This is a genomic window from Variovorax sp. M-6 (assembly GCF_052114385.1).
Classification (GTDB): Bacteria; Pseudomonadota; Gammaproteobacteria; order Burkholderiales; family Burkholderiaceae_C; genus Variovorax.
The window spans coordinates 1-19,919 of sequence record NZ_JBFREQ010000050.1 but is presented as its reverse complement, the minus strand read 5'-3'; the positions used below and the strand labels follow the sequence as shown (position 1 = coordinate 19,919).

Genomic DNA, 19,919 nt, shown 5'->3' with positions numbered 1-19,919 from the left:
GCTGTGTCCGGGTCACCCGAGTGGGCAGTGCGGGGTCGCTCGCAGGCCATTCAAAGTTGGGATTCAAGGAGAAACGAGAAGTCATGGAAGCTGTTTACAAGTCCGGCGGCGCCGCCCGTCAAGCGACCGCCGAGGGGCTGGTTCTGGATCGCCCATCGATCGTCTTTCTGAAGGTCGCGCCGGAGAGCGTGGCCAGGTACGAGCGTCGCGGCGGCGACCTCGTGCTGGTCTTGCGCGACGGCAAGGAAATCGCCGCGCCTGGCTTCTTCGAGACGTACGCCGACAGCGGGCGCAACGACCTCGTGCTGGAGGACGGCGCCGGCGTCCTCTGGTGGGGCCAGTACACCCAACCGTGGTCGGACTTCCAGTTCACCGAGATCGAGTGGACCGACCCGGCCGCAGCCTTGCTGCCCGATGGGGTACCCGGGTGGCTGCTGGGTGCGCTTGGCGTGCTGGGCATTGCGGCCGCTGCGGCAGGCGGCGGCGGAGGCGGAGGCGGCGGCGGTGGCGCTGGCGGTGGCGGTGGCGGGGCCTTTGTCCCGCCGCTGCTGCCTCCTCAGAGCCGGGCCCCCGAAGGCAGGGGCGAACCCGTCGCCACGCCGCAGGACAGGCCCGTGCGCGGTCAGGTCCATGCCAGCGGCGCGGACGGCGACACCTTGAACTTTGCGATGACCCGCGGCCCCGAGCACGGCACCGTCACCATCGACCCGGCGACGGGCCACTACACCTACGTGCCCGCCCCCGGCTACGAGGGCCCTGACAGCTTCGAGATCACCGTCAGCGACGGCCGGGGCGGTTCGGTCACCGTGAACGTGCCAGTGACGGTCACGCCGGTCAATGACGCGCCGGTCGCAGCCGACCAGGCCATGGCCACGAACGAGGACACGCCGCTTACCGGCCGAGTGGAAGGTCACGACCCGGATGGCGACACGCTCACGTACACCAAGGGCACCGATCCGTCCCACGGCACGGTCACGGTCAACCCTGACGGCAGCTACACCTACACGCCCGCGCCGAACTTCCACGGCACCGACAGCTTCACAGTGGCCGTCGACGATGGTCATGGCGGCACGACGATCAGCACCGTCACGGTGACGGTCAACCCCGTCAACGACCTGGTGAGCGCGGCCGACGACAGCTACACCGTGCCCGAGGACGGCACGGTGGCCCTGGACCTGCTCGCCAACGACAGCGCCGCCGACGGCGGCGCGCACGTGGTGAGCATCAACGGTGTGGCACTCACCGGCGGCGTCCAGACGATCGGCGTCGACCACGGCAGCGTGCACGTGGCGGCGGACGGCAGCCTGAGCTTCGTGCCCGATGCCGACTACAACGGCCCGGTGAGCTTCGGCTACGTGGTCGCCGACGCGGACGGCGACACCGCCACGGCCACGGTCGGCATCGACGTCACGCCGGTCAACGACCCGCCGGCGGTGGCGCCTCCGAACCTCGTGACCACTCAGGAAGACCATTCGGTCACCGGGCAGATACAGGCGCACGACGTCGATGGCGACGCGCTCAGCTACGCGATAGCTGACGGCGGCGGCCCCGCCCACGGCACTGTCACGATCGGCACGAACGGCAGCTTCAACTACGTGCCTGCCGCGGACTACAGCGGCCCGGACAGCTTCCGCGTGACGGTGACCGACGGCCAGGGCGGCGCGACCACGGTGACCGTGCCGGTGATCGTCACCCCCGTCACCGATGACGTGAAGATCGTGCAGAACGTCGAATTCGACATCCAGGGCACGCAGTTCACGACCTACACGTGGAGCAACATCTCGACCGTCACGGACGGCGCCACGACATACAACCTGATCGAAAACGGAGGCGACGGCGCCAACTCGGACACGCTGGTTCACGCCATCGACTACCTGTACGCCAACGATATCGCTTCAGCGACCGTCGGCCAGACGAGCACGCTGCAGAACAGCAATCTGCCGACCCAGCAGGCCCAGTTGATCACCGGCTACGTCTACCTGGAGGCCGGCAAGGCCTATGCCTTCACCGGCAAGGTGGACGACAGCGGCACCATCGTCATCGGCGACGACGCGACGGGACATGCGAGCTGGGGCGGCGTCGATGCGGGCGGCACGGGCAGCACCTTCACGGTCGGTGCGAGCGGCTTCTATACCTTCGACCTCTATCTGCACAACGCCTCCGGCGTCGGCAACTACGACTTCAAGGTGACCGAGCAGGGCGGCGGCCCCGTCCAGATGTTCGGCAGCCTGGCCGAGATCCAGAACGCGATCGCCCCCTATGACTACCTCGGCCTGAGCGCTTTCCAGGACGGCGCAGATGCCGACGGAAACGGCTTCTACAGCCTGGAGTACGGCTTCAACGGCGCGGCCGGGAGCCAGATCGGTTTCACGGGCATCGACGTATCGGCGACCGACAGGGACGGATCGGAGCATCTTTCGATGACGCTGACCGGGCTTGGGACGGGCGCCACGCTGACGTACACCAGCGTGCATGCGGACGGAACCACGTCCACCGGCACCGCCACGGCCGACGCGAGTGGCGTCATCCAGGTGGACGGCACTGCGGGAACCGTCGAGTTCAGGGACATCTCGGTCAACCTGCCCGACGCTGGAAGCCACAACGTGACGTTGACGGCCACGACCCAGGAGGGCGTGGACGTAGCGAAGACCTCCACTTTCGATTTCCTGGTCAATGCGTCCCCTGCCCTGACGGGCTTCAGCGCACAGAGCGACACCGCCTCGTTGCCGGCGTGGGCCGACTTGTTCGGCGATCATGCGAGCGGCAGCCTCGACACGCTGTTCCCGCCGTTGCCGAAGGGCACTGCCATGCCGGCCGGCTCGAGCGCGCCGGACATGTACAGCACCGACGCGGCTTTCCATGCTCCCCTGCCCGCGAGCCCACTGGACGACCAGTTGCATCACCAGGCCATCCTTCACGCCTGATCGCACGCATGCTCGCTCGATCGACCCGCAGGGTCCGCTGTGCGCCCGTGGCGGCGCTGGGGGCGGCGTTGCTGTGGCCGGCAGCCGCCGGTGCACAGGCGGCGCTGCCGCCAGGCAGCGCCCGCGCGCTGGGCATGAACGAGGCCGTCCGCATCGCAGCGGCTTCTCATCCCTCGGTGCGCAATGCCGCCGGGCAGGCACTGGTGGCCGACGAGTTCATCGACGCGGCGCGCTCGGCCTACTACCCGCAGGTGAACGCGGGGATCAGTTCCAGTTCCGGCAATGTCCCGATCGACGGGTACAGCGGCCGACAGGCGCATCAGGCCTCGCTGTGGGTGTCGCAGATGCTGTACGACTTCGGCAAGGTGAAGGGCGCCGTGGACGAGGCGCAGGGCGCCGCCGTGGCGGCGCGCGCGCGCGTCCTGCTCGCCATCGACAACGTGACACGCGACACGGCCCAGGCCTGGGTCGAGGTCCATCGGCAACAGGCAATGGGCAATGTGGCGCAGGCGCAGGTGGACGGCGTGCGCGCCCTGGCTGCGCTGGTGAGCGAGCGCCAGTCCAAGGGCGCAACCAGCCAGTCCGACGTGGCACAGGCGCAGTCTCGCCTGGAGGCGGCCCGCACGCAGCTGCTGAGCGCTGAGGCACAGGCGCAGCGCTGGCGCCTGAACCTCATGAACCTGACCCAGGGCACGATGCCGGCCGGCATTGCCGGTGAGGCGCCGGCGACACTGGAGGGCGCCTGCGGGGCGCGGGCCGGCGCCTTGGTCGGCTTGCTGCCGCCTTCGGTGCAGCTCGCGCAGGCCGATCTGGACACGGCGCGCGCGGCGCTGCGCAGCGCCGATGCGCAGCTGCTGCCCACCCTCTCGCTGGAAGGGTCCGTCAACCGCGGGCTCAACGCGGGTTCGCGGCTGCCAGGCCAGCAAAGCAACGTCTCTTCGCTGATGGTCAATCTCTCCGCGCCACTGTACGAGGGCGGGCGCAGTCAGGCCCGCCAGCGCGCAGCCGTGCGCGTCGTCGAGGCGGCCGAGGCCGCGCTGGCCCACGCGCAGTTGAGCGCGCGGCAACAGCTGGCAGATGCGCAGGCCCAGTCGCAGGACCATGCGCAACGCATGCCGGTGCTGAACGACCGGGCGGCGAGCACGCGCCTCACGCGCGACCTGTACCGCGAGCAGTACCTGCAACTTGGCTCGCGCTCGTTGCTGGACCTGCTCAACGCCGAGCAGGAGTTCCACGCCGCGCGCTTCGACCGGGTGCAAAGCGCGCACGAACTGCAGCGGTTGGCGATGGAGTGCCTTTACCAGTCCGGCCGCTTGCGCGACGCCTTTGGCTTGACCGACGTGGCTGGCGCGTTCGAAGGAGGCCCGCCATGACCGCGGCGACGCCGAAGGAACTCGCCGCGGCGCGCCGGCCCGTGCTGCTGTCGGGCTGGGTCGATGCCGTCCTGGGCGTCGCGGCCCACTACAAGATAGACGCGTCGCGCGAACGCATCCGGGTGGCCGCGGGCTGGAGCGGCGGCCAGGACCTGGACGAAGGCGTGCGCCAGATCGCGCGACAGGCAGGCCTGGCAGTGCATCGCGTGGCGCCACGGCTGGAGGACTTGAGTCCCTGGCGGCTGCCCGTGGTGCTGCAACTCGACGACGGGCAGGTGGCGGTCGTCACGGCCATCACCGCGCACGGCCTGCGGCTGGCCTTCAGCGGCGACCAGGGCGCCGAGAGCGTGCGCACCATCGAGGAACTCCAGCCGGCAGTGCAGGCCATGGCCGTGCTGCGGCCAGCACAGTCGGCGCCCGATTCGCGGGTGGACGACTACATCCGGCCGGTGGAGCCACACTGGATGCGCAGCCTCGTGCTGGCCGACTGGCGGCCCTACGCCCACATCCTCGTCGCATCGCTGGCCTACAACCTGATGGCGCTGGCGGGCACCTTGTTCTCGATGCAGGTGTACGACCGCGTGGTGCCCGCACAGTCGCTGCCGACGCTGTACGTGCTGTTCGGCGGCGTGCTGCTGTCGATCGTGGCGAGTTGGGTGATGCGCTCGGCGCGCATGCGCATCACCGACGTGCTGGGCAAGCGCGCCGACCTGCGCATCTCCGATCGCGTATTCGGCCATGCCTTGCGCGTACGCAGCACCGCGCGCCCGCGCGCCACGGGCACCTTCATCTCGCAGTTGCGCGAGCTGGAGCCGGTGCGCGAGATGCTCACCTCCACCACGGTGGTGGCGGCGGCGGATCTGCCGTTCTTCCTGCTGTTTTGCGCGATCTTCTGGTTCATTGCCGGCCCGATGGTGGCCGTGCCGCTGGTCGCCTGCGTCCTGCTGCTGGTGCCCAGCCTGCTGGCGCAGCGCCGCCTGAGGACACTGGCCCAGGCCGGAATGCGGGAATCGTCGCTGCGCAACGCGATGCTGGTAGAAGCTGTGCAGGGCATCGACGACATCAAGGTGCTCCAGGCGGAGCCGCGCTTCCAGAACCAGTGGAATCACTACAACGCCGTGAATGCGGACTCGGGCCTGAAGCTGCGTGAGCTGCTCAATGCGCTGAACAACTGGTCGCAGACCGTGCAGGGCGGCGCCTTCGCCTGCGTGGTCTTCTTCGGCGCCCCACTCGTCATGGACGGGCACATGAGCACCGGCGTGCTGGTAGCCGCCTCGATCCTGGCGACCCGCATGCTGGCGCCGCTGGCCAGCGTGACGCAGGTGCTCAACCGCTGGCAGCAGGCGAAGGTGGCTGCCCAAGCGCTGGATCAGCTCATGAAGCTGCCGGTGGACCACGCGCCGCAGGCGTCGCGCATCCATCGCCCGGCCGTCGAGGGCGACTACGAGCTGCGGGATGCGGTGTTCAGCCACGACGGCCAGACATCCGCGCTGCAGGTGAAGGCGCTTCGGATCCGTCCGGGAGAGCGCATTGCCGTGCTCGGCCGTAACGGCGCAGGCAAGTCCACGCTGTTGCAGGCCCTGTCTGGCTTGCTGGCGGCCAGGACAGGCACGATGCTGCTGGACGGGGTGTCCATTGCGCACATCGATCCGGGCGACGTGCGGCGCGACGTCGGCCTGCTGGCGCAGGATGCGCGGCTGTTCCATGGGACGCTGCGCGAGAACCTCCAGCTCGGTGCCCCACATGCGACCGATGCCGAACTGGTGGCGGCGCTTCAGAGCACCGGCGCGTGGGCCTTCGTGCGCGAACTGCCCACGGGCCTGGACCACCGGGTGCAGGAAGGCGGGCTGGGCCTGTCGGGCGGCCAGCGGCAGAGCCTGTTGCTGGCCCGATTGCTGCTGCGCGAGCCGCGCGTGCTGCTGCTGGACGAGCCGACAGCCGCCCTGGACGAGGTGGCCGAGCGCGAGGTGATCCGGAACCTGGCCGCGTTGCCGCCAGGACGCACCCTGGTGGTGGCGACGCACCGCGCCGCGGTGCTCCAGGCCGTGGAACGCGTGCTGGTGGTGAACGCCGGCGCCATCGTCATGGACGGCGCGCGCGACGAGGTGATGGCCCGGTTGCGCCAGGCAGCCGACGGGAGTCCCGCATGACGGCGGCACTCAAAGCCGGCGGTGCCTGGGAGATGGACGAGGTCCGGGCCAGTCGTTCCGGGCGGGTGGTGTGGATGGTGGCGCTGTGCCTGGTGGCGTTCTTCGCCTGGGCCTGGTTCCTCGAGATCGACGAGGTCTCCAGCGGGACAGGCAAGGTGATCCCGAGTTCGCGCGAACAGCGCATCCAGTCGCTGGAGGGCGGCATCCTCACCGAACTGCATGTGCGCGAAGGCCAGATCGTCGAGAAGGGGCAGGTGCTCGGGCAACTCGACCCGACGCGCGGCGAGTCCAGTGTGGAGGAAACCGCTGCCCGCTACCGCGCGGCCCTGGCCAGCAGCGTGCGGCTGCGCGCCGAGGTCGAGGAGCAGGACGCGCTGAGATTCCCAGACGAACTGAAGGCCTACCCGCAGCTGGTCGCCGCCGAGACGGCCCTTTTCCGTTCTCGACGCACCAGCCTGCGCGACACGCTGGCCGGGCTGAACCAATCGCTGTCGCTGGTGAGGAAGGAACTGAGCATCACCCAGTCGCTGCTGGCCAGCGGTGCGGCCAGCACCGTGGAGCTGATACGCCTGCAGCGCCAGGGCGCGGACCTGGAGATGAAAGTCGCCGAAGCGCGCTCGGGCTACATGGTCAAGAGCCGAGAGGAGCTGGCCAAGGCCGACGCGGAGGTCAAGTCGCTGTCTTCCGTGGTGCGCGGGCGCGCCGATTCGCTGGAGCGCCTGACGCTGCACTCGCCGGTGCGCGGCATCGTCAAGAGCCTGCAGGTGACCACCATCGGCGGCGTGGTGCCGCCCAACGGATCGCTGATGACACTGGTGCCGCTGGACGACCAGCTGCTCGTGGAGGCCCGCATCTCCCCGCGCGACATCGCGTTCATCCGGCCCGGCCAGGATGCGCTGGTCAAGGTCACGGCCTATGACTACGCGGTCTACGGCGGTCTGAAAGGTCAGGTGCTCACCATCGCGCCGGACACGCTGCGTGACGAGGTGAAGCCCGAGATCGTGTACTACCCCGTGCTGGTGCGCACCGACTCCGATGTGCTGGTCGACAAGGTGGGCCGCCGCATGCCGATCGTGCCCGGCATGGTGACCACGGCCGACATCCGTGCCGGGCGCAAGACCGTGTGGGACTACCTGACCAAGCCGCTGCACAAGGTGCGCGAGGCGATGCGCGAGCGATGAAATCGCGATCGCTCTCAATCCGTGCTGCGCAGCGAGCAGCGAACCCAATCTTGATCGAAAGAGGAGCCATGAACATGAATCTGACCAATACGACGTCCCCCCTCGCCTCCGCGATCCTGGCGGCTGCCCTCCTGTGCGCCGCTGCGCCCGGCTTGGCGCGCGACAACCCGGTAGACCCCGTGAGCAACCCGGACAAGCTGTCGTACCACGACGTCGAGGCGCGCCGTCCCGACTTCAAGGAGCCTTTCCTGCGTGATGGGGTGGTGTCGCAGCCCGAGCGCTTCCAGGCGGTCAAGGCTGGCCTGCCGCAGGCGCAGGTCCAGGCGATGCTGGGGCAACCCCTGAACCAGCAGAGCGGTCCTCGCGGGACCGAGTGGGACTACAACTTCAAGTTCCTCATGCCGCAGTCGCGCAACTATCTCGTGTGCCAGTACAAGGTGGTGTTCGATGAGAGCCAGGCGGTGCGCGAAGCCGTCTGGCGCCGCCAGCAGTGCCTTGACCTGGCGCGGCGCTGAGCACCCGGTGAGCGGCACTGGCCGCTGCCAGCGGCACGCCACCAGGGCATTGCGTTCCCAGCGCGGTGCCGTTTTGAACGGAAGGCTGACCGATGGCGCGGAGGCTGCAGAGCATGGACGGGAGCACATGCCACGGTCTTCTTCCCGGGTCTGACATCGTTCCCAGGTTTAAATACGGGGATGGACAAGCTCGATCAATATCGCGTCTTCGTGCAAGTGGCCGAGATGGGTAGCTTCATCAAAGCGGCAAATGCGCTGGAAATACCTCGGGCCACAGTGTCTGCCGCCATTCAGCAGCTTGAGGAGAAGGTCGGTGCCCGCCTGTTGAACCGGACTACACGTCAAGTTCACCTGACGGCGGATGGCACACAGTTGCTCGAACGCTTGCGGCCGCTGTTGGCCGATGCCGAAGATGTCGAGCACCTGTTCCAAAGCAGCCAACGACAAGTCGCCGGCCAGCTGAGGATTGATGTGCCCAGCCGCATTGCCCGACGCCTCATCGCGCCGGCGCTTCCGGGCTTGCTGCGTCGTTATCCGCGGCTGAAGCTCATGCTCGGCTCCACCGACCGAGCCATCGACTTGATTCAGGAAGGCGTGGACTGCGCGGTGCGCGTCGGAACCCTGCACGATAGCAGTCTGGTGGTTCGTCCCCTGGGGCATATCGCTCTGGTCAACTGCGGCAGTCCGATCTACTTGCGGGAACACGGCATGCCGGAGAAACCGGAGGATCTGGCGAGGGGGCACTGGGCGGTGGGCTACGCATCGCCGTCCAGTGGCCGGGAAGTGCCATGGGAACATCTGGACGCCTTGGGCCATGCACAGGCTATGTCGCTACCCAGTCGCGTGATCGTGAACAACGCCGAAAACTATATTGCCAGTTGCCGCGCCGGCACCGGGCTGATCCAGATCCCCCGCTTCGATGTACAGCATCTGTTGGACCGGGGTGAGCTGGTCGAGGTCATGCCGGCTCACCGTGCGGCCTCGATGCCGGTCTCGCTGCTGTACCCGCATCGGCGCCAGCGCTCACGACGTCTAGTCGCATTCGTGGAGTGGTTCTCCCAATTGATGGAACCCCATCTCGAGGGCACGGCATGAGGCCGATCGCAGCTCAAATTCCGATGGACTGGAGGGTCCCTTCGACGCCAATACACTGTGAAACCTGATCTATGCGCTCGAATCACTTCTACCGCGCAACGCCAATGCGCGAACCCCGTGGAAGTCCAAGCGCTCCAGCAGGTCAAGAAGTACGGCAATGAACGGCGCATTTGCCGCTTCACCGGCATGGCGTTCGATCCAGTGCTCGATATCAGTGAAGCGGCCATGAAGGGCCAGGCTGGCGAGTTCGTCCAGAGCTCGATCCCCCGGCATGAGATTTCGGGGCATCGTGGGCTTCGGTGATGGCTCGCTAGGTTCTATCTCCCGCTGCGCGACGACGGACCAGTCCGCGTCGGATACATCGCTCGGCACCGAAAGCACGAAAGAGAACGTGGCGCCTTGGCCCGAGATGCTGGCCACGCTAAGCGATCCACCCATGGCCGAGACTATGCGCTGTGCGATAAACAGGCCCAATCCAGTGCTACCGCTCGCGGCTTGCATTTGCTGGAACGCGCCGAAAATATCGACGTTCCGACTCATGTCGACCCCCATTCCAGTGTCGCTGACAGCGAAGCTCAGGACACAGGCTCGCTCCTCTGGTTCGGCCGTGACCGACAGAGTCACCACGCCGTCGTGCGTGAACTTGGCGGCATTGGACAGCAGATTCAGCAGCACCTGCTGCAAGCGCTTTCCGTCCAGGCTGATCTGCCGAGGCATTCGGCCGCAGGGGTGATAGCGGAAACGGTTGTTCTGCTGTGAGCACAGCGCGACAGCGTATTCAGAAATGTCGTCCAGCAGGAGGAGCAGGTCGATGGTGACGGGTTGGACAGTCAGCGGTTGCAGCTCTGCCTTGGCATATTCCAGCAGTTCGTCGATCAGGTTGAGTTGGTATTTGACGCTACGCTGGATGGTCAGCAGATGTTTGCGTTGCTTTTCGTGTGCATTGTTGAGCAAGAGTGAGGAATATCCGCTGATCGTCGCAAGCGGTGCACGCAAATCATGGCCGATGTAGCCCAAGACTTCGACTTTCTGCCGGGCTTTTGCCTTGATGTCGGCAAGGGCTACGCGCAAATCCGCATGCAAAGCGGATGCGTGCATGTTTCCGAATGCAAGGGCGTAGCCTATGTGAGTCAATTTCAAACCAAAGGCAAGCAGGGTCTGAAAATTCCCTGAAGCCAGAAAATCTTGTGGCACGGGATAAAAAGGGGTGCCGACCAAACGCGCGCCATGAGCCACCAGCGCCAACACGGCCACGGCAATGACTTCGAGATTGATATTCCCCCCTCGCCCACGACCCATTGTGAAAAGTGTTTGAAGAGTCATCAGGGCGATCAGGGACTGGGCCGCGCCATACACGTAGACACGTGCCGCGGTGTCATATGTGACATAGGAGTAGTAGGCCAACAATGCCATCTCCAAACTCAATGCCCCTACCATCCAAGGCAACCACGAGCGGCGCCGATCGAAGAAAAGGCAGATACCGATGTAGAACAGAACTGAACTTAGTGTTGTGAAGAGATTCCCGACGAGGATGGAGAAAAAGTCCGGAATTCTTCCCCTCAATATGAGCAACCAAGATCCGATCCCGAAGACAAAGAAGCCGAAAGACCAGAAAATCAAATAGCGTGATCTTTCCTTTGCCCACAGCGCCAACATGCCAGCGGCAAGGACGAATTCCACCAGAGCCGTGAAGAATGCAGCAGTTCCCAGATTCAAATTCATCTTGACTTGTTTATTTGATGGATGCCGCATCCCGGCCAATCGCATGGCCGCTTGTGGAACAGAGCCGGGCTCTCCCGATACCGCGGGGCTGCTTGATTTTTTGTGTGCGAGGTGGTTCGTAGATGTGCCAACCGGCGCGTTGGACAAGTCGGTTCATCCAGCATTGGCAGCTCGGATGAAGCGCTCGCCATAAGCGGCGCCGGCACCGCAAATCAGCGCGCGGATTGCATCGCCGAGTTGACCTTGGAGCGGGTTGCACCCCAGGCGCCCGTCCATCTTCATCTGCCCACCTGCTCGAGTCGCTCGGCCAGCGTGTGGCCGTTGTGCGGGTTGCGCGGCGCCGACCTCACGCCCACCACCAGTCCATCCTTCAAAGTGGTGACCACGCTGAAGCCTCGGGCGTGTCCACCCAATCGTCGCGCTCGCGAAAGCGCCGGTCGTTCGACAGCATCGTCGCCCCGTGATTCACGATTGCGAAAGGCGCCAGACCGCGATGCCCGCAACAACGGCGGGCACGGCGAAGACCAGTAGCAGGATTGGAAACTCCTCGCGCGCGCTGTAGCCCGCGTGGGTGACACCCACCCACATGTTGGCAGCCGCCATCAGCACCCACGCCGGCACGAAGGCCTTGGCCGCTAGAGCCATGCCCGCGGCGTTCGCACCCCAGAGCCAGCCGAACAGGACGAAAACACCCAGAAGGACCAAACCGCCCCCCATCACCAACAGCACATGCATATCGATGCCCTCTTTTTGCTTCGATTCAGAATCGCGCTGGACTCGCTCCATGCGGTCGAGCTGCTCGTGCGCCACTCGCGGAATGCGGTGGCGTCGCTGAGGAATTGCGATTGCTGTGCGTCGAGGATCGATTGGAACCAGTTGGCCATGGCGAAGACTCCTGTGGCCGAGCCGCCCTACTTGGTGGTGTAGCCGCCGTTGATCAAGATAGTCTGGCCGGTGATCCACCAGCCGTCGCTGACCAAGTGGCGAATGAACGGAACCACGTCCTCGATATCAGTCAGCCCCGTCTTGCTGAACGGCGACAGCGCTGCAGCCGTCTTGTGGTAAGCCACCGCGTCGGCGCCTTCGGCCGGGTAGAAAAACGGAGTGTCCATCGGTCCCGGGCCAACCGCTGTCACGGAAATTCCGCGCGCACCGAACTCCTTGGACGCTGCGCGGGTGTAGTGCTCCACCGGCGCCTTGGTGCCGGCATAAGCGGCGTAGAACGGCGTGAACGCGCCCAGCAACGACGTGACCACAGTGCAGATCTTGCCGTTGTCGTTGAGATTTTTGCCGGCTTCCTTGAGGAAGAAGAAAGCGGTCTTGGAATTGACGGCCGTCATCTCGTCATACTCGGCTTCGCTGATCTCAGCCATGGGCTTCTTGAGCACCTTGCCAACTGTGTTGATGGCGATGTCCGGCTTGCCGACCGCAGCGACAGCGTCGGCAAACAGCTTCTTGACGGCGCCGGCCGTCGTCAGATCGGCTTGGATCGCCACCGCCTCGGCGCCCGCGGCCTTGACCGCTGCAACGGTTGCAGCGGCAACAGCCTTGCTGCTCGCACTGTTGTAGTGGATGACGACAGCCTTGGCACCCTGCTGCGCCAGATCGCGGGCGATCAGTCCACCGAGGTTTTTAGCGCCGCCTGCGATGAGCACGGTCTTGCCCTTGATGGAATGATCTGCCAAATCAGTCTCCTTGAGTGCGTGTGACGAAGAATCGAGTCTAGACAGCACCGCTCGGGAGATCAGCCATCGTTGGCTGGATAGATTATCCAGAAAACCTATCCAATCGTCTCAAGGCTCATGTCTTGCGGCCTCGTACAAATCGACATCTGGTACTCGGCGAACGCAGAAACCTGGAGGGGATGGTCGAACGCGCTGATCGGATCGTGGCTGGATCGAGCTTCCTTCCTCATGTCGACCCAACCGGTGTTGTGCGAAGCAACTCCAGCGCCCGGCTGCATACGACTTCATTGGGTTCTGTCGCGGTGGCGCCTCGGAGCCTGGTAGAGCCAGCCTGTCTCGGGCCGCTCAAAATTCGAGCGAGTAGAACTTGACGCTGCGAACGAGGCTTGGCCTTCGGGGCAAGTCGAGTTGCTCCTTCTAGCGCGTGGCTTCGACGCCGTGGCCTTCCCCGCAATCCCAGGCGTGACCTACACGGGTCTCGTGACCACTATGCCCTTGCTCGATGGGGGCTCGACGTTCCGCGCACAGGACGAGAGTGGCGTAGCGACGCGAATCCCGCCAACGTATTTGGGCAAGGACTACAACGTCCTGGTTCCCCAGGTCGCCTGCCTTGCCTTAAGCATAAGGGCTCGGTCCGCCTATCGAGATCGCAAGGGAGTGATCTCGAACGGTGGGCCGGCCATTTCCAGTGTCTCCTCAGCCCGCAACGGGGCCCCATCTGGGTCATCCACGGTTCGCAAGCGATCGTCCGCAAAATCCAGTCTGAACCGGACAGGGAAGGCGAAAGAGCGCACGTGGAGCGGATCCTGAAGGACTGTGGCGGGTCCTATGACGCAGCGGCTGAACGTCTAGGCAATGTACGCGCGTCGGCAACCTAGCCCCTTTTGAACCAGGTTAGCACTCGGCGCAATCGCGTCGATGATTCGACCGGCTCGTCAGATCCCTTGGAGCTTTGTAGCTCAAGGCGAAGTCGGCTTGCTCGCCTCGCTGTCAATATCGCTACGCAGCTTCTCATCAAGGATAGGCACATCCCCATTGAGTAGGCGCGTTCGGGCGGCTTGCACTGCGGCTTTGTGCACAGCCTCCGGCAAGGTGCGTCCGTTCAAATAGTCGGCGACCAAGGCTTCGGCGGCCTCCCAGAAAAGGGACATGGTGTAACTCCCTAGCCCTCCGGGGGCGTAGCAGAGAGTAGACATCAGCGGAGAGCGCCACGCTGGTCCGGCGTGCCAATCCCCCCGCGGCCCTCATGCTCCAGACGCTCCACAGGCTTGTCCGGATCCCGCATGTCGGGCGGCGACGGCGGAACGACGACCTTCCCGCTGTGGGTCTTCGGTGCCCGCGGCGGCAGCGGAGAGAGGAACGTATCCAGGTGCCCAATTCACTGCTTGAAGAACGTCGGCGCCTCTGCCAGTGGGCATGTCAGCCAGCGGTCGTAGTCCGCGGGGTCGATTGACGATAGGCGGTTCGTCTCGCTCACGGGCGACGCCGAAGAAATGCACTCCCGGCACCCCGTCCGGTGGCATCAATGGGCGGTTCAAGCGTCCAACTCGAAGGGAGGCACCACGCGGCCGTCCACATCGGCGAAGCCATACTCGCGTGCGAGGTCGCCTACGCGCAGTGCGCGGCCAGTCTTCATCATGATGTCGGGGTCGGAAGCAAGTGCTGCGACGGCGCGCCCCACGTAGCGCGGCGACTCGGTACCTGAAAGCTCCGGGCGCTCGCGCCAGCGCGCTTCGTCGGTGTCGTGGCAGGCCAGCACGAACTCCGTGCGCATCCAGCCCGGCGACACCGCGACAGATGCCACGCCATGTGACTTCAGCTCCTGCGCCATGCCAAAGGCAAGGCGCGTCATCGAGGTCTTGGCCAGGTCGTACAGCAGGTTGCCCTTCATATAGCGGTCCCGGTCCCAGAAGGTGGTGGTGACGATCAAGCCCTTGCCTTGACGTACGAGGATGGGCGCCGCCATGTGGCTGGCCATCACATGATTGCGCACACCCCGATCGAACATGGATTCCCAGTGCGTCAAGGGCCGTTCCCAGAATGGTGACTGGAGGATGCCGTCGAAGTTCTCGTGCCCACCCCAGGCGTTGTTGACTAGCAGGTCCAGCCGGCCCTGTTCTTCGTCGATCCGGTGGAACAAGGCCGCCACATCGGCCTCCAGCGTATGGTCGCAGCGCACTGCGATACCACGACCGCCGGCGCGAGTCACTTCCTCCGCCGTGTCGTCGATGGTGCCCGGCACCTGCGTCAGCCCCGACACGGACATCAGCTGGTCGTAACTCTGTGCCGGCTCTTCACGCGTGCTGCGCCCTGTGACGTAAACGGTTGCGCCGGCGGCGCCAAGTTCGATCGCGATTCCACGCCCAGCCCCGCGGCTGCCGCCCGTGACGACCGCGATGCAGTCTTTCAGTTCCGCCATGCATTCCTCGTTCTGTATTGCCATTGGAGGATCATGGCGCCGCATCAGTCCGCTGTCTTGGAAGATCCCGAAACGCCGCGGCGCTGCAGGAACTGCCGGGGCGTCAGGCCGCAGAACGCCTGGAACTCGTTGACCAGGTGCGGCTGGTCGTAGAAGCCGCACGCCAAGGCAAGCTCGTTCCAGCGCGGCGGACTGGTTTGGCGTAGCCTACGGAAGCAACCATGCATGCGGGCGAGCCTGCTCCAGGTGCGCGGCGACAGGCCCAGCTGCATCCGGAAGATCTGCTGCAGGCGCCGCTCGCCCACGCCGACTGCGGCGGCGACGACGGCCATGCGTCGCGCTTCCCCGGCGGGACGCAGCAGCGTCGCGGCTTGCATCACCTTGCACAGGTCCGCCGCATCCACCGGGCGAAGCATGGCGTGAAGGGCGGACAGAAGGATCTCGACGCGCCGGGTGTCGCAGTTCGCCTCCTGCAGTTGGACGCGGAGACCGCGGTGGCGGGCGGCGACGAGCGAGTCCCAGTCCACGATGCGACCGGTAAGTTCATGCCCCGGCACCCCGAACAGGGCCAGGGCGGCGCCCGGCCTCAGCGTCATGGACAAGCCTTGCACGTGTCCGCGCATGGACAGCAGCACGGGTCGAACATTGGGACCTGCCACTTGAACTGCCCCAGCGCCGAATTCGAAGATGAGGCGCAACGCGCCATCGGGCAGCACCCGCTCGTTCACCATTGCATCCTCAGGCAATTGCTCCTCGTAAGCGATCAAGTGGGAAATTTGCGCCTGGAGCACCGCAGGCACGGCAAGCTCGCGCAGTGTGCCTGCGGGGACCGTCGTCTCTGGCGCATACAAAGGATCGTCGTCCAGCCGCAGAAAAAGTCGCTCTTGCTGCATGCTGCGAGCATAGCAATGGCCTACGCCCGGCTGGCCATGCGCCCGAAGAGGTGCGTTGCAGGCCCGAACCACCTCCGACTCTGGCCTTCATAGGGAACCTCTTGCCGTCTACCGATCATGTGCATTTTCCGCACGCACGATCTGGTGAAGCACCGCGCTTGGATTCGTGTCTTCCGTCAGCGCCCGTACCTCGCGCTGCGCATCGCCCTCGACCCCGAGTCTGGTGGCTACCTGGGTGACCAGACGCAGCAACGCAGTCATCTCCCGCTCGTTCAGCAGGTTGATCTGCAAGTCCAGGTGATGGCGGCGCTCGTTCTCCTCGGCCGCCATGTTCTGGCTGATCAGGATGAGAATGGACAGGAAGATTGCCTCGAGGGAGACGAGGAACAGGAGGAAGGTGAAGGGATAGGGATCGAACTTGATCCCCACTTCGTTGAGTGCTATCCAAGCCGCGAACACCGCGACGTTGATCCACAGAAAGCTCACCGTGCCGCAAAACGCGGCCACGGCGGACACCATCCTGTAGAACGTAGGCTTGGCTGCGCGCGCCTTGTCCTCCAGACACAGAATGGACTCGATGTTGCGCTCGGTGAGCGTCTCGACGGTCGGGGAGCCGCCCGCGCCTTGCGTCTCATGCGTGTCCATTCTTTGCCTCGGGCGATCAGACCGTCGCACCCGCCAACTCGTCCATCAGCTCTTGCTTGCGGGCGGCGAGCTGCCCGCGCATTCCGACCAGGTCGAGGCCGCGAGCGGCGCGCGCCTTCACGAAGATATCGTTGCGCTCTTCTTTCACGTGGTGATCGATGTACTCGCCGAGGACCTTGACCTTGGCATCGAACATGTCGTCCGCTTCGGTCGCAGCTTCGAGCTGCGCGATCAGCTCCTTGACGGTGCCGTGTTCGACTTCTGCCTCGTCGAGCAGCTCGGTCTCCTTGATGGCCCCGCGCAGCGCGGGATAGAAGATCTCTTCCTCGACGCGGACATGCACGGTCAGCTCCATGCAGATCTCGGCGGCGAGTTCGCGCTTCTTCTGGGCCGCACTGGCAGTCTTCGACCTGACGAGGGCGTCGTAGTCGCCGAACATCTTCTTCACCTTCCGGTGATCCGCGTCGAGAAGGCTGCAAGCATCGGGCGCGGCGCGCTTGGTGGTGGTGGGCATCGTGGAACTCCGTGGGTTTGAAAGTAAAGGGAAGGCGATGCTCCGGCCCGCGCACGGACCGGAACGTAGGAAGCGAGCGCGTCCGGCCTCGGAAGGCCGCTGACTCAGACCTTCGGCGGATCGTCTCGCGCGTCGGATGGCGATGCTTGCCCGCTTGGGCGGGCTTTTTCATGGCGCCCGAGCCGGCCAAACGCAGATTTCGGTCCGAAGTGCCTCAGCGCCTTGCGACCCAGCGCCGTGACCATGTGGACCTGCGCAGGTTGGACGGTCCCGGTCGGGGGAAAGCTGCAGATGATGTGCCCAGCGGCGTGAAGAATCTTGAGCTCCTCGTGAACCACCGGGTTGACGATCTCAAGGGGCATCTCCGCATCGGCGAGTGCCTGGAGCAGTTCCATCGACATGACCGATCTCCCCAATGTTGCTGAAATTCGGGCGGACGGGTCACCGGCATCCGAGGGCTGCCTCGGAAGCTCTCTCAGGCGGATGACGCGCCCCTTCCAGCACCGGCGCCCGTCCGATTCTTCGCTGCTTTCCGCCTTTGGCACAGTGTGTGGCCTCAGCAGTTGAAGTCCCGTCAGACAGCGCTGAACCTGTCTGCCGGACGAAATCGCGCCCCGTTTCAGGCGGCCGACAGAACGATGCGAAGGGCTTCCACAGGGTGTCGCTTGGGAGTACGCTGTCCCCACCGGGGCGGCGCGCATCACGTCCAGCGAACGCGGAGTCACCGACGCGCTAGGGAGTCAAGATGTCCGACAACAATCCCATTGACGCGGACGGAACGCCCCCGTTCCCCTCACCCGAATGGCACATGAAGGTCGAGAGCGACGGCGGTCTCGACGGCATGCACAGCTACCACATCGACGTCTACAGAGGCACGACCTTCATGTGTCGCATTGCGCTGGCCGGCCACTTTCCCAACCAGGCGGCCGCTGAAGAGGGTCTGGATCGTCGCCTCAAGGCCTGGCTCGAGGACTATGAAAAACGCCCTCGCCCCGCGGGCGACGATCACATTCCCTATGACTCGTGAGTGGGCCAAGCGACGGTCGGCGCCCGCGCGAGGGAGGCGCCGCTCGACTCTGAGGGCCTGGCACCGGCCGGAGACTGACCCGTCTCACATAGCCTTGATTTCGAGCCCGTTGTCGACCGTGGTCACGCCCTGGACGCTACCGGCCAGTTCGCTGGCGCGGGCCTTGGCCTCCGCACTCGGCGCCGGGCCCTTCAGGTGCACCACGCCGCGCTGGGTTTTGACTTCGATGCGGCTCGTGCTCAACTCCGGGTCCCTGGCCAGCGCCTTGTTGACCGACAGGGTGATCGCGGCATCGTCGATGCCGGCCATCGCTGCGGTGCCGGCATTCTCGATCGCGTCCTTCACGGCCTCGGCATCGCGTTTGGTTTCGGGCGAGGTCACGAAGGCCCGGGTCTTGTCGCGCGCCGTTTCGGCCAGCTCGGCCACCTTGTTGGCTGCGGCGGCCGCAGTCCGCTCGGCTTCGTTCGCCGGCCGCTCGTTGCAAGCGGCGAGCCCCAACACCGCCAAGCCCAGAGCGAGGAGTTTCAGTCGCGATTGATTCGATCGTTGCATGCCGGCACGCTAGATCGACAAGTCCGCGGACAGGCTCCGATGGCGCCGCAACCGCTTGTAGGTAGATAACGCATAGATGCGGATAGCGCGCCGGGCGTGATCCGGAAACGGGGATTTTTTCTGTCAGCCAGATGCGCGGAATGGGCCATGCCCGGTGCGCGAGTACCTGCGGAAAAGATGACCCCCGATGAATGGGCGACGCGATCTCGCGAAAGCAGGAGGCCAGGCCCCCTCGCGAGCGTCCCCGCGGAGCGTGGCAGAGGCCACCCCCTGAGACGCTCCTAGGGTGCCGATCAGAGACCGTAGTACTTGTCTACGCTGCCTCGATACGCGTCATCGTAGTCCGGCACGGCGTCAGGACCGTAGCGCGGCGCGCCCTCGAGCTGGCTTTTTTCCAAAGGCACGACATAGCCATCTCGCGAGGTGTCGTACCTCAACATGCTCCAGGGGATCGGATAACGGTCTGTGCCCATCCCCAGAAAACCACCGAACTCCATGACCGCGTATCGGACCTGACCCGACACCTTGTCGATCATCAGATCATCTATCGAACCGAGCTTGTCGCCGCCTACGTTGTAGACGGTCGTCCCTTCCACACGCTCAGAGGAAATCACACTGTTGGCGGATGTCATTGCCATCATGAGAAAACTCCCGTGCCGGCATCGCTGGTAACGCCGGCCTGTATTCAAAGCCCAGCGGCGACAGGTATCTCGCCGGTGCGCATGGCTCGGGATCGGAAGCTACACACAGTTCCTGTAGGTGGTTCGCCATCAGCACCCTGCTCCGAGACGCATTGGTGCAGTGCGCCGTTGCCGTCAGGCAGGTCGGCGTGGCCGGCACCTTCAACGTGACCTGGACCTCGACGCCGCAGCGGCGCGCAGCTTTGGCTCGTTGCCGTGCATGCAGCCTGAGCGGATGTTGTGCTACCAGCGCCGACGATGCATTGGCTCGAGGAGGCGCAGCGCACCTCAGCGTCGCGGAACCACGCTGAACTCACGCAAGAGAGCTGTGGCGTTTGGTTACGAAGCTTTCAGTGGCGACTGCAATCCCGCCGTTGTGCTCCACGTCTGCACAGAAAACTAGCATTGATAGGCGATCTATCTATACTTAAAGACCTCCGCAGGTCCGCGTTTTTCGAAGAATCGAGGCCCTCAAGTGATTTCCCTCGACCTCCCTTTCGAGGAACAGTTGTCGGTGTTCAGAGAGCGCTTGGCGCAGCGAGGA

General features: G+C 65.0%; 18 protein-coding genes. 7 read left to right on the top strand and 11 right to left on the bottom strand.

Going from position 1 to position 19,919, the window contains the following annotated elements; all coding sequences use genetic code 11:
• Positions 1-83 precede the first annotated feature (83 nt).
• From AB4Z46_RS32745 to AB4Z46_RS32720, 6 genes are all read left to right on the top strand, one after another.
• Complete coding sequence (locus AB4Z46_RS32745; protein WP_442287737.1) at positions 84-2,924, top strand: Ig-like domain-containing protein; 2,841 nt, start codon at positions 84-86, stop codon at positions 2,922-2,924.
• 8 nt (positions 2,925-2,932) lie between these two features.
• Positions 2,933-4,297 (top strand): TolC family outer membrane protein, encoded by a 1,365-nt coding sequence (locus AB4Z46_RS32740; protein ID WP_442287736.1) that lies wholly within the window; start codon positions 2,933-2,935, stop codon positions 4,295-4,297.
• The gene (locus tag AB4Z46_RS32735) at positions 4,294-6,447 is read left to right on the top strand and encodes a type I secretion system permease/ATPase (protein ID WP_442287735.1); all 2,154 of its coding nucleotides are present in this window, start codon (positions 4,294-4,296) and stop codon (positions 6,445-6,447) included. The genes AB4Z46_RS32740 and AB4Z46_RS32735 overlap by 4 nt, the downstream gene beginning before the upstream one ends.
• Positions 6,444-7,628 carry an HlyD family efflux transporter periplasmic adaptor subunit gene (locus tag AB4Z46_RS32730; RefSeq protein ID WP_442287734.1) on the top strand — a complete coding sequence of 395 codons (1,185 nt, stop codon included), beginning with the start codon at positions 6,444-6,446 and terminating at the stop codon, positions 7,626-7,628. The genes AB4Z46_RS32735 and AB4Z46_RS32730 overlap by 4 nt, the downstream gene beginning before the upstream one ends.
• A 74-nt stretch (positions 7,629-7,702) precedes the next feature.
• Positions 7,703-8,143: an outer membrane protein assembly factor BamE domain-containing protein gene (gene bamE, locus AB4Z46_RS32725; protein ID WP_442287733.1), complete on the top strand. Its 441-nt coding sequence runs from the start codon at positions 7,703-7,705 to the stop codon at positions 8,141-8,143.
• Positions 8,144-8,323: 180 nt separating this feature from the next.
• On the top strand, positions 8,324-9,238 hold the full coding sequence (locus tag AB4Z46_RS32720; protein ID WP_442287732.1) for a LysR family transcriptional regulator: 915 nt from the start codon (positions 8,324-8,326) through the stop codon (positions 9,236-9,238).
• A 69-nt stretch (positions 9,239-9,307) separates the two neighbouring features.
• Here the strand turns inward: AB4Z46_RS32720 and AB4Z46_RS32715 are convergent, their stop codons facing one another.
• The 9 genes from AB4Z46_RS32715 to AB4Z46_RS32675 form a co-directional block, all read right to left on the bottom strand.
• Positions 9,308-10,960 (bottom strand): sensor histidine kinase, encoded by a 1,653-nt coding sequence (locus AB4Z46_RS32715; protein WP_442287731.1) that lies wholly within the window; start codon positions 10,958-10,960, stop codon positions 9,308-9,310.
• Positions 10,961-11,425: 465 nt separating this feature from the next.
• Complete coding sequence (locus AB4Z46_RS32710; RefSeq protein WP_442287730.1) at positions 11,426-11,770, bottom strand: hypothetical protein; 345 nt, start codon at positions 11,768-11,770, stop codon at positions 11,426-11,428.
• Between the two features lie 101 nt (positions 11,771-11,871).
• Entirely contained in the window at positions 11,872-12,645 is a 774-nt protein-coding gene (locus tag AB4Z46_RS32705; RefSeq protein ID WP_442287729.1) for an SDR family oxidoreductase, read from the bottom strand.
• Positions 12,646-13,604: 959 nt separating this feature from the next.
• On the bottom strand, positions 13,605-13,796 hold the full coding sequence (locus tag AB4Z46_RS32700) for a hypothetical protein (RefSeq protein ID WP_442287728.1): 192 nt from the start codon (positions 13,794-13,796) through the stop codon (positions 13,605-13,607).
• A gap of 383 nt (positions 13,797-14,179) precedes the next feature.
• Positions 14,180-15,064, bottom strand: a complete 885-nt coding sequence (locus tag AB4Z46_RS32695) for an SDR family oxidoreductase (RefSeq protein WP_442287727.1) — start codon at positions 15,062-15,064, stop codon at positions 14,180-14,182.
• Between the two features lie 44 nt (positions 15,065-15,108).
• Complete coding sequence (locus tag AB4Z46_RS32690) at positions 15,109-15,957, bottom strand: helix-turn-helix domain-containing protein (RefSeq protein ID WP_442287726.1); 849 nt, start codon at positions 15,955-15,957, stop codon at positions 15,109-15,111.
• Positions 15,958-16,065: 108 nt separating this feature from the next.
• Positions 16,066-16,602: a DUF1003 domain-containing protein gene (locus AB4Z46_RS32685; RefSeq protein WP_442287725.1), complete on the bottom strand. Its 537-nt coding sequence runs from the start codon at positions 16,600-16,602 to the stop codon at positions 16,066-16,068.
• 16 nt (positions 16,603-16,618) lie between these two features.
• Positions 16,619-17,116, bottom strand: coding sequence for a hemerythrin domain-containing protein (locus AB4Z46_RS32680; RefSeq protein WP_442287724.1), 498 nt, complete (start codon positions 17,114-17,116; stop codon positions 16,619-16,621).
• Positions 17,117-17,220: 104 nt separating this feature from the next.
• A complete protein-coding gene (locus AB4Z46_RS32675; RefSeq protein WP_442287723.1) occupies positions 17,221-17,517 on the bottom strand; it encodes a hypothetical protein in 297 nt (98 codons plus the stop codon).
• A 344-nt stretch (positions 17,518-17,861) separates the two neighbouring features.
• Here AB4Z46_RS32675 and AB4Z46_RS32670 point away from each other — a divergent pair, with 344 nt between their 5' ends.
• Positions 17,862-18,143: a hypothetical protein gene (locus AB4Z46_RS32670; protein ID WP_442287722.1), complete on the top strand. Its 282-nt coding sequence runs from the start codon at positions 17,862-17,864 to the stop codon at positions 18,141-18,143.
• A gap of 84 nt (positions 18,144-18,227) precedes the next feature.
• On the opposite strand, the gene AB4Z46_RS32665 is transcribed toward AB4Z46_RS32670, so the two are convergent.
• Complete coding sequence (locus AB4Z46_RS32665; RefSeq protein ID WP_442287721.1) at positions 18,228-18,695, bottom strand: BON domain-containing protein; 468 nt, start codon at positions 18,693-18,695, stop codon at positions 18,228-18,230.
• 293 nt (positions 18,696-18,988) lie between these two features.
• On the bottom strand, positions 18,989-19,327 hold the full coding sequence (locus AB4Z46_RS32660; protein WP_442287746.1) for a PRC-barrel domain-containing protein: 339 nt from the start codon (positions 19,325-19,327) through the stop codon (positions 18,989-18,991).
• Positions 19,328-19,919 lie beyond the last annotated feature (592 nt).